We start from the raw sequence: 13,694 nt of genomic DNA on the forward strand, positions 1-13,694 counted from the left end.
GGGCTTATTTTTAAGTATCATAAAAGCTCCGAAAGTACTGAGCATCGTCAGAAAGTGTTCTTTTTGCGATGGTGTTTCAGAACTCGGAGCTTTTTCTTAGGATAAAAAAATAAAGGGAAAGGAAGGTTGTTTATGATTACACGTGACTATTTAGAAAAGGTAGATATCAATAAAGCGTACAGATTACTTAATTTAGGCGCTACTTGTATGGTCAGTGCTGAATTTAACGGTGATACCGGAGCAATGCCGGCAACATGGGTAGGTGCACTTGATTATAATCCGACTAAATGTACTGCCGTTATTGCAAAAGATCATTACACCCGTCCTTTAATTGAGAAGTCAGGATATTTTGCAATCGGTATTCCGACGGTTGCTATTGCTAAAGAATTATATTATTTAGGCTCTGTCAGCAAAAATGATGAGAAAGACAAGTTTGAAAAATCAGGTGCTGCGTTTTTTACTTTAGATGACTGCAAGATCCCATTGGTTGACGGTTGTATCGGTTATTTGATTTTTAAAGTTATCCCTGAACCCCATAATGAGAAAACCTATGATTTGTTTATCGGTGAATGCGTTGCCGCTTATGCGGATAAACGAGTTTATAAGAACAATCATGTTTGCTTTGACGGTGTTGATCCTAAGTTGCGTACGCTGCATTATGTCGCAGGATCTCATTTCTTCGGTCTGGGGGATGAGCTAAAAGGAGAAGGTTTCGGACTTGATGAAGAAGAATAATAAAATTTAAATATATAAAGATGGCGGAGCTGAACCCCTCCGCCTTGTATTTTTTACTTTTTTGTATTTGAGTTATTTTTTATTTCAGGCAATTGTGCAGGCGGTATCGGAGAGTAAACTTCGCCTAAGATATATTGTTTTGCAAACATATCCACGAATAAAAGGAACATAGATACGATTAAAGGTCCGAAAATTACGCCCATAAAACCGAAAATAGGTAAACCGGCAATGACACCGAAAATGGTGATTAAAGGATGAGTGTTTGCCATCCTTTTTTGCAAAATTAAGCGAATTACGTTATCGCATTGTGAGATGATCACGATGCCGTATAAAGCAAGACCTAGTGTGGAAAGTAAAGATCCGTCAAAGTATTGTCCGATGACAAGAGGGATCCACACAATCATGGTGCCGACAATCGGAATGATTGAGGCAAAACCTGTGAGAATACCGAATAAAAGAGCGTTATTCACCCCGCATAGCATATAACCTATAGTAGCTACCAAGCCTTGAATGATGGCAAGCAGAGGGATGCCGATAGCATTGGAACGGACGATTAAATGAAGTTTTTTAATAACAGCATGTTTATTTTCATCACTAAAAGGCAGGAGCCTTGCGATATAAAGCTCCATTTTCATCCCTCCTGAAAGCAGGAAAAACAGTAATAAAATTGCCGTGAATAAATTGACGGTAAAGTTATTAATGCCGGACATCAGCATGTTGAAAATATTACTAAGCTGGGCGGTAATAAAGCTTAAACTTTTATCCGTAATCAGGTCAAAGCCGGTAGCGCCTTCGATTTTTTTAACAATGGATGTAATTTTTTCAATGGCAATTTTAGGGTCAAGATCGAAATTCTGCACTAATTCAATTGCATACCATGCAAGCAGCGATAAAGGGATCAAAATAAATACGGTTACGGACAGCGTAATGATCCAGGGAGCTTTTCTTTTACCGTAGCGGTTTATTAAATAAAAGTTAGGGCGTCTTAACAAGACATAAAGAGTAATAGCTCCTAAAATGCCGTTGATAAAAGGTAAAGCCTGAAGGATAAGAGCGTACCCTAATATCAGAATCAAAAATAGTAAAGAAAGCTCAAAATAACGCTCACGCGAGTTGTTGTTCATTTTTTTATTTCCATACGTTATGTTAGCTTGATTTTAGCAAAAGGACATTGCTTACTCTTTTACTTTGAATCTTTTTTTTGAAAAGCTGCGCATTTTCGTTATAGGGTGTTTTATAAGTTTTTCTATAAAAGTTAATATTAGTTTGAGAAAGAGTAAATAAAATTTAGGGCATGTTAAGACTGTTATGAAAGAGAATGAATTTCTTAAAGAAAAATATTTAGAGCTCTTAGCTCAGCAATATCCGTCCAGATACGCGGCTTTTACTGAAATTATTAATTTACAGGCGATTTTGAACCTGCCCAAAGGCACTGAGCATTTTGTTAGCGACTTGCATGGTGAATATGATGCTTTTTGTCATATTCTCAATAATTGTTCGGGTGTTATACGTGAAAAAGTTGATATTGTTTTCCAGAATTTATATGAAAATGAAAAAGCCGATCTTTGTACCTTAGTTTATTATCCTCATGAGAAGCTGGAGCTTTTAAAACAACAGGGAGTGGTAGATGCCAATTGGTACAAGACAGCTATTAAGCGTCTTATTGTTTTGGCTAAGTTTATTTCATCAAAATATACCCGCTCAAAAGTGCGTAAAGCCATTCCGCGTGAGTTTAATTACATTATTGACGAACTTATGCACGCTATGGCTGATGAGGATAACAATAGAGTTCGTTATCATGAGAAAATTTTCGACTCGATTATTGAAACGGGAAGTGCACATCACTTTATTAATTCACTGGCTTCTTTGATTAAACGTCTTGCCGTTGATCATCTTCATTTAGTAGGTGATATTTTCGATAGAGGATCTCATCCTGATAAGATCATCGATCTTTTGATGAAGCACCACAGTCTTGATATCGAATGGGGCAATCATGATATTTTGTGGATGGGAGCGGCATGCGGATCTTTAGTCAGCATTATGACCGTGGTGCGTAACAATGTTCTTTATGATAATTACGAGCTGCTGGAAAACGGCTACGGAATCAGTATGCGTTCTTTGGTAATGTTTGCCGAGTATACTTATAAAGAAGAAGAGAAAATGAGTGCTTTGAAAAAAGCGCTTGCCGTTTTAGTGTTCAAACTGCAGGGACACGTTATAAAACGTCATAAAGAATTTGATATGGAAAAGCGCCTTTTGCTTGATAAGATTGATTTTGATAAAGGCACTGTAGTTTTAGAAGGAAAAGAATACAAAATCCGTACTAAAGATTTTCCGACCATCGATAGAAATGATCCTTATAAGCTTACACCGGAAGAGGAGAGAGTATGCCTTGAATTAAAACAGGCTTTTTTAGGCAGTAAGAGACTTCAGCAGCATATAGCTTTTTTATATAAAAACGGATCTATGTATCGCTGCTATAACGGAAATCTTCTTTATCACGGCTGCATTCCTTTAAATGAAGACGGAACATTTGCTCCGATTAACTGCGGTGGTCATTATCTTACGGGCAAAGCCTATATGGATTATGCCGATGCTTTGGCACGTAAAGCTTGGATTGAAAAAGATCAGGATAGTCTTGATAACATGTGGTATCTCTGGTGCGGAATCAGATCTCCACTGTCAGGACGCATTGTTAAAACTTTCGAACGCGCTTTATGTGAAGATAAAAGTACTTGGGAAGAGCCTCGTGACCCTTACTATTCTTTATATTACAGAGAAGATATCTGTAAGATGATTTTAAAAGAGTTCGGGCTTGATCCTGATAAAGGTCATATCATAAACGGACATACGCCGATTAAAGTTCGGGAAGGTGAAGATCCTATTCGCGGAAACGGAAGACTCATCGTCATAGACGGCGGCTTCTGTCATGCTTATCACAAGACAACCGGTATTGCCGGATATACATTGATTTTTAATTCCCACGGTTTACGTCTTAAAGCGCATCGTCCTTTTACGACAATCGAAGATGCTTTATTGTCAAATACGGATATTCATTCTGACAGCTATATGGTCGAAACTTTCCGTAAACGCATGATGGTAGGGGATAGTGATGCCGGTACGCAGATACGATACAGCATCAGAGCGTTAACTGATTTACTGCAGGCTTACCGCTCAGGTGAAATAGCGGAAAATTAGAAATTTATTTAAGTAAAACTTTTTCTTTATTGCCCGATGCTTTTTTGTCGGGCATTATTTTTTCTTAAATTAAATTTTAAATGTCTTCTTACATTTTTTGAATAAGTTTTGCAGTTAACAAATATGGTCAATTGAAAAAAGAAATCATGTAAGAAACAGAAATTTTGTTAGGTTATGCTAACCATTTGTGTTCTTTAAATATCTGTTTGAAAAATAAAGCAAAAAACATTGAACTGCAGTCCTATAAGTGGAACTTAAATTTGATTATTTTTATTTGAAAAAATGCTTAAAAATTTAAGTTTTTTATCTTGTATGTAAGATTAAAAAAGTATATTATTCACGTGGTTTCTGAAGATGGAGCATGAAGCGGAAACCTCAAGTCCTTAGGATTTCGGCACATTAGTTAGGAAATGAACGTCGGCTTTTAAGGCAAATTTAATTCAATGAGTTTTATCGCTTTAAAGTGATGAAATTTTCTGTTTAAACACAATACAGGAGTTGTTTATGAGAACAGAATGGCGCGGTTTTAAAGGAACCCATTGGCTTGGTGATGTTAATGTCAGAGATTTTATTCAAAATAACTATACCCCTTATGATGGTGATGCTTCCTTTTTAGCCGGCCCTACCGAGGCTACCGATAAACTTTGGGGCGCACTTCAGGAACTTCAGAAGCAGGAGCGTGCAAAGGGCGGTGTTCTCGATATGGAAACCGAAGTTGTGTCCGGAATTACTGCTTACAAAGCTGCATATATTTCCAGTGAGTTAAAGGACTTGGAAAAGGTTGTTGGCTTGCAGACCGATAAACCTTTAAAGCGCGCTTTTATGCCGTATGGCGGTATTAAGATGGCTCAGGAAGCCTGCACTACTTACGGTTATACTCCTAATCCTAAATTCCAGCAGATTTTCAACGAATATCATAAGACTCATAATCAGGGCGTTTTTGATGCTTATACCCCTGAAATGAGAACTGCCCGTAAGAACAAAATCATTACCGGTCTTCCTGATACTTACGGCCGCGGCCGTATCGTCGGCGATTATCGTCGTGTCGCTTTGTACGGTATTGATTACCTTATTGAGAAAAAGAAAGAAGATCTTAAAAATTGCGGCAGCGGAACCATGACTGATGACGTTATTCGTCAGCGTGAAGAGCTTTCCGATCAGATTAAAGCCTTGGCTCAGATGAAGGTTATGGCTTTAGATTACGGATATGATATCTCCGTTCCGGCAAAAAATGCCCGTGAAGCTGTGCAGTGGCTTTATTTCGGCTATTTAGCCGCCATTAAAACTCAAAACGGTGCAGCAATGTCCGTAGGCCGTGTTTCCACCTTCCTTGATATTTATATCCAGCGTGATTTGGAAGAAGGAACTCTCACCGAGTCCGAGGCACAAGAGCTTATTGACCATTTGGTAATGAAGCTGCGTATGGTTAAATTTGCCCGTATTCCTTCATACAATCAGCTCTTCTCAGGTGATCCGGTTTGGGCTACTTTGGAAGTTGCCGGTATCGGAATGGACGGACGTTCTATGGTCACCAAGAACGATTTCCGCTTCCTCCATACTTTAGAGAACATGGGACCTGCTCCTGAGCCTAATCTTACTGTTCTTTACAGCAAACATTTGCCGGAGAATTTCCGTAAGTATTCAGCAATGATTTCTATCCAGACTTCATCCGTTCAGTATGAGAATGATGACGTAATGCGTCCTGTCTGGGGTGATGATTACTCTATCTGCTGCTGCGTATCTGCAACTGAAACCGGTAAGGAAATGCAGTTCTTCGGAGCTCGTGCCAACCTTGCAAAATGCATGCTTTACGCAATTAACGGCGGTGTTGATGAGAAATCAGGCGTTCAGGTAGGACCTGAATATCGTGCTATTACCGGTGATTACCTTGATTATGATGAAGTGATGCATCGCTTTGACATCATGATGGATTGGCTTGCCGGTCTTTATGTCAATGTCTTGAATCTTATTCAGTACATGCACGATAAGTACTACTACGAAGCTGCTGAAATGGCTTTAATTGATACTGACGTTCGTCGTACTTTTGCAACCGGTATTGCCGGCTTCTCTCATGTAGTAGATTCATTAAGTGCCATTAAGTACGCTAAAGTTAAAGTTATTCGTAATGAGCAGGGACTTGCCGTTGATTATGAGACCGAAGGCGACTTCCCGCGTTACGGTAATGACGATGATCGTGCTGATGATATTGCAGTATGGTTGCTTAAGACCTTCTTAGGTAAGATTAAGAAGTATCATACTTATCGTAATTCAGAGCCGACTACTTCAATTTTAACCATTACTTCTAATGTGGTTTACGGTAAGGCTACCGGATCTTTGCCTGACGGCAGAAAAGCCGGTGAACCTTTGTCTCCTGGCGCTAACCCGAGCTACGGTGCAGAAAAGAGCGGTTTGCTCGCTTCCTTGAATTCGGTAGCTAAGCTTCCGTATGAGTACGCGTTAGACGGTATTTCCAACACTCAGACTATAAGCCCTGACGCTTTAGGTCATGATTTGCAGGAGCGTACCGATAATCTCGTTCGTGTCATGGACGGTTATTTTGAGCGTGGCGCTCATCATCTTAACGTCAATGTTTTCGGTACCGAGAAGTTGATTGACGCTATGGAGCATCCAGAGAAGCCTGAGTACGCTAATTTCACTATCCGTGTGTCAGGATACGCAGTTAAGTTCATCGATTTGACCCGTGAGCAGCAGCTTGACGTTATCGCCAGAACCTGCCATAAGTCAATGTAATTGTTAGCTTAACAATTTAATCTTAAGACCTCGGGGCTTTAAAAGTTTCGGGGTCTTTTAATAAGTATTAAGAGATTTTGAGGTTTGAGAGGATAGATATGCTTACAGGACGAATTCATTCGTTTGAAACTTTCGGCTCGGTTGACGGTCCCGGAGTGCGTTTCGTTGTTTTTATGCAAGGCTGCAGAATGCGCTGTAAGTATTGTCATAATCCTGATTCTTGGAAAATAAATGCCGGAGAAGAGAAAACCTCTGATGAGGTATTAAAGTATGCTTTGCGTTATAGAAATTATTGGGGTAAAGACGGCGGCATTACAGTAAGCGGAGGAGAACCATTACTGCAAATTGATTTTGTTACCGAGCTGTTTAAAGGGGCAAAAAAAGAAGGAGTGCATACGACTATTGATACTGCGGCATCTCCTTTTTCTAGAGATCCTGCTTTCCTTGAGAAGTTTGATGAACTTTTAAAATATACAGATCTTTTAATGGTTGATATCAAGCATATTGATAATAAGGCGCACCTTGATTTGACCAAGGTGGAAAACACTAATATTTTAGATTGCCTTAAATATTTAGATGAAAAAGGTAAAGCAGTATGGATTAGACATGTTTTAGTTCCCGGAATTACAGATAATGATGAATCTTTAAATAAGCTTTATTCTTTTATTAAAACTTTAAGCAACGTAAAACGTGTTGAAATCTTGCCTTATCATAGTTTCGGTATGTTCAAATGGGATGCTTTAGGTATCAAGTATGAGTTAAAAGATACTCCGTCTCCTGATGAAAAATCAATTTCGCATGCTAGGAGTCTTTTGCATACTGATGAGTTTTTAGGATATAAAACAAATAATTAATTCTACTGATATCTGACAAGGCTTGTTATAAGCTCAATACATTCATCGCTGTCATTAAGGCATGGGAAATAATTTACTTCCATGCCTTCTCTCCTGCCGTAGGCAAAAGCGGTTTTCTTTATATCATAGAGTGTTTCAAGGCAATCAAGCATAAAGCCGGGACTCATAAGATTAACTGTTTTAATGTGTTTATTTTTTAATTGCTGCAGTATATCCGTAAGACTTGGTCCAAGCCATTTCCCCTTTCCGAATTGTGAAACGAATACCGTGTATACTGGACATCTTCTTTCAATCGCTTGAGCTATAAACTCACTTGTGGCAATACATTGTTTTATATATAAATTATCTTTTTTAAGATAAGATTTAGGCAGAGAATGGTAAGCAAGCAGCAAGGGTGTATCAGCATTAATTTTTGCGCTGCTTAAATTTTTAAGTAATGCTTTTATATATAAAGGATCTGCATAAAAGTCGGTTACAAAGGAAATTTTACAGCTGCCTTTAATATGTTTTTGAAATTTATCAATGACGGCTTTGGTTGTAACAGTCGAATACTGCGCAAAGAGAGGTAGTACTTTTATCTCTGAAATTTCTTCTTTAAGACAAATTTTTAGAACATCTTCAATATAAGGAGGTGAATACAGATTGGCATAAAAAGGTTTTATGTTCTGCTTTTCACTAAATATCTGAAGTTTTTTAATAATATTTTGTTCATAAAATATTAGAGGAGTTTTTCCGTCTATTGTAATTTTCTGATATTTTTTCAAAAGAGCGTAAGGTCGTCTGCGTAAAATAAAACCGTAAAGTATCGGATACCAAAGAGCTTTTGGTATTCGTATTACATGCTTATCGGTTAAAAACAACTTTAGAAAAGTTTTAATACTCGAAATACTGCATTCGGGGCTTCCGGTATTAACTATAATTAAAGCTCTTTTGGCGGTCATTAACTGGCGTATTTTTCAAGACACTCTTTTATACATTCATATTCATGTTTGGTAAGTGAATTGCCTTCGGTTATTTTTGCCGGAACTTTTATATGCTGCATTCCGGTAAATTTGGCGGTAAGTTTTTCTATGATCATTCGGGTTGCCAATGCTCCCATATTAAAACGCGGCGTACTGATGCTGCATAATTTAGGCTCGGTTACGGTTCCGATGTTCAATCCGTTATAGCCTACGATGCTTATATCATTTGGAATTGAGAGTTTTAGTTTAAGACAGGCAAATAAAGCGCCAACGGCAACGTCATCGTTGGTACAGAAGATAGCATCAAGATTTGGATTTTTTTCATAAGTTTTCATCATTAAAGTACTGCCCAATGAGAAATTAGAATGCTCTTGAATCTCAAGGCTGAGTCCTTTAAGTCCTGCCTCATGCATGGCTTTTTCATAACCGCGTTGACGCTGTAATGTTCGATAGTCAAGGCGTACGCCGAAATAAGCTATATTTTTACGTCCGGCTTCTATTAGGCCGCGGGTTACGGCGTAGGCGGTATTAAAAGTATCTACTCCAACGGTCATGTTTATAGGATTTTCAACGTATCCCATAACTTCAACGATGGGGATTTTGGCAAGCTTTAATCTTTTAACTGAAATCTCCGAATGTATTTCTTCCGTAAGAATAATTGCATCCACTTGGTAGGATAATAAAGCGTTGATTTGTTCTTCTTCACTTTCAGCGCTATATCCGGTATGCATGATAAGAACGCTGTATCCGGCTTTTTTAGCTACGCTTTTAATGCCGTTTATAAGATCGGCAAATACCATATTGGAAAATGATGAAATTAATACGCCAATCGCTTTTGACGATGCTTTAGACAGCATCGCAGGAACTCTATTGGGAATAAAACCGAGTTCATCGATAACTTCAGCTATTTTTTTTTGTGTGTCTTTAGCAACATTATTGGGGTTATTGAGATAACGAGAAACCGTCATCTTGGTAACTCCGACTTTGTCGGCAATATCCTGTAGGGTGGTGCGTTGTCTTTTCACTTCATTTTCCTTAAATTATCTGTATGTATTTTAATAATTTTTTGATAAAAAGGGTGAATATTTGACAGCGTGATTAGTAATTTTTGAAAAAAGTCCCGATTAAGGTCGGGACTTTGTTGAGGAGATTGTCGTTAGAAAATCATATAGATAATGCAGGCGAAGATGAATCCGATGGTACCAAGCAGTGTTTCAAGCACGGTCCAGGTACGCAAAGTGGTTTTTTCATCAAGGCCGAATAAGCCTTTAACTAGCCAGAAACCTGAGTCGTTAAAGTGAGAAATAACTACAGAACCGCCTGAAATTGCCGCAACGATGGCGCAGAGATCAATTTGGCTGAAGTTTGCCGCATTCTTGGTAACGATCGGGGCAACCAAAGCCGCGGCAGTAGTAAGAGCTACGGTTGCAGAGCCTTGAGCCACGCGCAGACATACCGAGATAATAAAAGCTGCCAGAATTACCGGAATACCCATGTCAGAAAGCACGGAAGCTAAAGCATCGCCGATTCCTGAAGTACGCAAAATACCGCCGAACATACCGCCGGCACCGGTTACGAGGATAACAGAGCAAATCGGACCTAAAGCTTTTTCGCATAATTCATTCAGGCGTTTTGCCTCAAATGCTTTGATGAACACAAAAAGGCTTAATAACAGCGTAAGCAGCAGGGCAATAGGTGTTTGACCAAGAGTGCAGATAACAGCTAACGCAGTGTTGTCTTTAGGTAAAGAGCCTGTTGCCTGTAAAGTGGAAATTCCGGTATTTAAGAAAATAAGCAGCATCGGAGTTAAAAGGATGCCGACAACGGTTCCGAATTTAGGCGGTTTGCGATCTGAAGTATCCATGTCGTTTTGAGAGAAGAGATCAGGAACTTTGGCAAACCATTTTTTACCGGCCCATAAGCCGAATAAATAAGAGCTTAAGTACCAGGTGGGAAGACCGATAATAAGTCCGATAAACACAAGATATCCTACGTTGGCGCCGAGAATGCCGGCTGCAGCAACCGGACCCGGATGCGGAGGCAGGAACGCGTGCATTACCGAGAAAGCACCGGTTGCCGGAAGGGCGTATAAAATAACTGAACCGCCGAGTTTTTTAGCTACAGACAAGATAACAGGCAGCATTACGACAAGGCCTGCGTCAAAGAAAATAGGGAAGGCAAACAGCAATGAAGCTACGCCTAAAGCAAGAGGAGCGCGCTTTTTGCCGAACCATCCTATTAACGTATCTGCAAGAACCTGAGCACCGCCTGAAACTTCCAAGATCTTTCCGATCATTGCGCCGAGTCCGACCAGCAATGCTACAGATGCTAACGTTCCTCCAAAGCCGTTTAACATTGCAGGAACGATTTGTGAAAATTCAATGCCGGTGGCAACTGCCGTGCAGAAGCTGACGATAATCAGTGCCGGGAAAGCATGAACTTTCAATTTCATAATAAGAAACAATAAAAAGATAATTGCGATACCGGCTACAGAAAGCAGGTATTGCGTGGTATGTGCCATTGTTGACTGATCCATGTGCCCTCCGAATGGGAACTCAATTTTTCAATCCTGTGATAAAAATCACATATAATTTATGTTACTGATAACATGTTACCAGTCACATTTGATAAAATAAACACTGATTTCACGTTTTAGTAGATTTTGTGAACCTTTTCACAATTATTTCCTGGAGTGCAAAATGAGAAGTATTGTGGTTATGGGTGTTTGCGGTACAGGTAAAACAACAGTAGGTATCGCTCTTGCCGAAAAAATGAACGTTCGTTTTATTGACGGGGACGATTTGCATCCTCGTGCCAACGTCATGAAGATGGGCAGCGGAATTCCGTTAAATGACGAAGATCGTCAGCCTTGGCTTGAGCGTATCGGTGATGTTTTCTATTCAATGTCCCGCCGCAGTGCTTGCTGTGTTATCGTTTGTTCTGCATTAAAGCGCAAGTATCGCGATATTATCCGTCAAGGCGATCCAAATCTTATATTCGTTCATCTGGCCGGCTCAAAGGAATTGGTGCTGGAACGCATGGCCAAACGCAAGGGTCATTATATGAAACCTGAAATGGTTCAAAGTCAGTTTGATACTCTTGAGGTTCCGGGACCCGATGAAAAAGATGTTGTTACCGTTGATATCGATCATCCGATCGAAGAGGTAATCGAATTGGCTTATGAAGCAGTCATATCTAAAGAAAAGGAGCTTGATAATGCTAAATAATGTAGTCCGTGAAGTAACTGAGCGTATTGAAAAGCGTTCTGAGAAAACCCGTAATGCATACATGAATATGGTTTTAGCTCAGGAGAAGTTGGGCCGCGGGCGTAAGATTCTAACATGTTCAAATTTAGCGCATGCCGTTGCAAGTGAAAAGGCAGCAGATAAAGCGACTATTCTTAAGGACGAGACTGCCAATATCGGTATAGTTAGTGCGTACAATGATATGTTAAGTGCTCATTGTCCGTACAAAGTCTATCCTGATGCAATAAAAGTCGAGGTTGCAAAGCATGGAGCTACCGCTCAGGTGGCAGGATGCGTCCCGGCTATGTGTGACGGTGTCACTCAGGGACAACCCGGTATGGATATGTCTCTGTTTTCTCGAGATATTATTGCTCAGTCCGTTGCAGTTTCTTTATCTCATAATGTTTTTGACGGAGTTTTGCTTTTAGGTATTTGCGATAAAATTGCCCCGGGTATGATTATGGGTGCAATTTCATACGGTCATTTACCGACAGCTTTTGTTCCGGCAGGTCCTATGAGTACCGGAATTTCCAATGAGGAAAAGAGTGAAATCCGTCAGAAATATACCGCAGGTCTTTTGGATAAAAGTGCATTGCAGCAGATGGAATGTGCCTGCTATCACTCTCAAGGCACCTGTACTTTCTACGGAACAGCAAACTCAAATCAGCTTGTTCTTGAAGCAATGGGTTTGATGCTGCCCGGTTCTGCTTTTGTTCCTCCGTATACTGAATTGCGTCAAGCTTTAAATGATGAAGCTGCTGCACGTATTCTTGATAAAACATGTTTTGGCAGCGATCCTCGTCCTTTGTATAAGGTTGTCACTGCAAAGAATTTAGTTAATGCCGTAGTTGCGTTACTGGCATCGGGCGGAAGCACCAATCTGACTTTGCATTTGGTCGCAATAGCTAAAGCTGCAGGCTATATCTTAACTTGGGATGATTTTAGTGATTTGTCAGAAGTCGTACCGCTTTTGGTTAACATCTATCCTAATGCAAAACCCGATATCAACGCATTGCAGGCAGCTGGCGGCGTTCCGGTTTTAATGAAAGCTCTGCATAAACGCGGACTTGTTCATGACGACGTTATGACTTCATTTGGGGACTTTGCTTCTCAAATGACAACTCCGGTTCTCGAAGACGGCAAGCTTACTTTCGTTGATTGCGGCGAGAGTAAAGATCCTAAGGTTTTGATTTCAGATGGCGGCTGCTTTAACGAAAAGGGCGGTATCAAGGTATTGCACGGCAACTTGGGTACTTCCGTAATAAAAATTTCAGCAGTTGCACCTGAACATCATCATGTTAAAGCTCCTGCTCGTGTTTTTAACGATCAGCATGACGTTGAGAGAGCTTATAAGGAAGGCAAGCTTAATCAGGATGCGGTTATCGTTGTTCGTTACGCAGGTCCTGCAGCAAGCGGAATGCCTGAATTGCACAAGTTAATGCCGGTTCTTGGAAATCTGCAAAAAGCAGGCTATAAAGTTGCACTTTTAACCGATGGCCGCTTATCCGGAGCATCAGGTAAGATCCCTTCAGCTTTGCATGTTTCTCCTGAAGCTTTGCGCGGCGGCAAACTTGCATTATTGAAGGACGGAGATCTTATAGATTTCGATGCTGATGCAGGTACTATTAATTGCTTAACCTCTCTTGAAGGACGTGTCGCTGAAGTCCCGGATGTTGAAGCTAATGAGCAGACTTATGGCCGTTATCTGTTCAAGTCCTGCCGTCAGACCGTATCATCAGCTGATGAGGGAGCAACATTCTTGTTTTAAACATTAAGAATTTATTATTTATGGAGGGCCGCTTAATACGCGGCTCTTTTTTTGTATAAATTTATTTATTTTGTAGATAAATATACTTAATAAGAAACAAAATCATATATTATATGGGGATCAAAATAAGAACTTAAAGATTATTTTTTTAGTTGATAAGAAAATTCATATTACTTTAAAA

The 13,694-nt window shown here is 39.8% G+C and carries 10 protein-coding genes; 6 read left to right on the top strand and 4 right to left on the bottom strand.

Features of this window, described 5'->3' with window-relative positions:
- Positions 1-132: 132 nt before the first annotated feature.
- Positions 133-735, top strand: coding sequence for a flavin reductase family protein (locus QZ019_RS03060; RefSeq protein ID WP_295482196.1), 603 nt, complete (start codon positions 133-135; stop codon positions 733-735).
- Positions 736-788: 53 nt separating this feature from the next.
- Here the strand turns inward: QZ019_RS03060 and QZ019_RS03065 are convergent, their stop codons facing one another.
- The gene (locus QZ019_RS03065) at positions 789-1,859 is read right to left on the bottom strand and encodes an AI-2E family transporter (RefSeq protein ID WP_294567142.1); all 1,071 of its coding nucleotides are present in this window, start codon (positions 1,857-1,859) and stop codon (positions 789-791) included.
- 184 nt (positions 1,860-2,043) lie between these two features.
- On the opposite strand from QZ019_RS03065, the gene QZ019_RS03070 reads away from it, so the two are divergent.
- The 3 genes from QZ019_RS03070 (at position 2,044) to pflA (ending at position 7,538) form a co-directional block, all read left to right on the top strand.
- On the top strand, positions 2,044-3,933 hold the full coding sequence (locus QZ019_RS03070) for a fructose-1,6-bisphosphatase (protein WP_295482200.1): 1,890 nt from the start codon (positions 2,044-2,046) through the stop codon (positions 3,931-3,933).
- A 504-nt stretch (positions 3,934-4,437) separates the two neighbouring features.
- A complete protein-coding gene (gene pflB, locus QZ019_RS03075) occupies positions 4,438-6,684 on the top strand; it encodes a formate C-acetyltransferase (RefSeq protein ID WP_294567138.1) in 2,247 nt (748 codons plus the stop codon).
- A 98-nt stretch (positions 6,685-6,782) separates the two neighbouring features.
- On the top strand, positions 6,783-7,538 hold the full coding sequence (gene pflA / locus QZ019_RS03080) for a pyruvate formate-lyase-activating protein (RefSeq protein WP_295482204.1): 756 nt from the start codon (positions 6,783-6,785) through the stop codon (positions 7,536-7,538).
- A gap of 2 nt (positions 7,539-7,540) precedes the next feature.
- Here pflA and hemH read toward each other — a convergent pair whose 3' ends face one another.
- The 3 genes from hemH to QZ019_RS03095 form a co-directional block, all read right to left on the bottom strand.
- The gene (gene hemH, locus QZ019_RS03085) at positions 7,541-8,479 is read right to left on the bottom strand and encodes a ferrochelatase (RefSeq protein WP_294567134.1); all 939 of its coding nucleotides are present in this window, start codon (positions 8,477-8,479) and stop codon (positions 7,541-7,543) included.
- Complete coding sequence (locus tag QZ019_RS03090; RefSeq protein WP_294567133.1) at positions 8,479-9,525, bottom strand: LacI family DNA-binding transcriptional regulator; 1,047 nt, start codon at positions 9,523-9,525, stop codon at positions 8,479-8,481. The genes hemH and QZ019_RS03090 overlap by 1 nt, the downstream gene beginning before the upstream one ends.
- A 131-nt stretch (positions 9,526-9,656) precedes the next feature.
- A complete protein-coding gene (locus QZ019_RS03095) occupies positions 9,657-11,036 on the bottom strand; it encodes a GntP family permease (protein WP_294567132.1) in 1,380 nt (459 codons plus the stop codon).
- Between the two features lie 163 nt (positions 11,037-11,199).
- Here QZ019_RS03095 and QZ019_RS03100 point away from each other — a divergent pair, with 163 nt between their 5' ends.
- Together QZ019_RS03100 and edd are read left to right on the top strand one after the other, a co-directional pair.
- The gene (locus tag QZ019_RS03100; protein ID WP_295482208.1) at positions 11,200-11,727 is read left to right on the top strand and encodes a gluconokinase; all 528 of its coding nucleotides are present in this window, start codon (positions 11,200-11,202) and stop codon (positions 11,725-11,727) included.
- A complete protein-coding gene (edd, locus tag QZ019_RS03105) occupies positions 11,717-13,513 on the top strand; it encodes a phosphogluconate dehydratase (RefSeq protein WP_295482210.1) in 1,797 nt (598 codons plus the stop codon). The genes QZ019_RS03100 and edd overlap by 11 nt, the downstream gene beginning before the upstream one ends.
- Positions 13,514-13,694 lie beyond the last annotated feature (181 nt).

The organism is uncultured Succinatimonas sp. (assembly GCF_905203285.1).
Classification (GTDB): Bacteria; Pseudomonadota; Gammaproteobacteria; order Enterobacterales; family Succinivibrionaceae; genus Succinatimonas.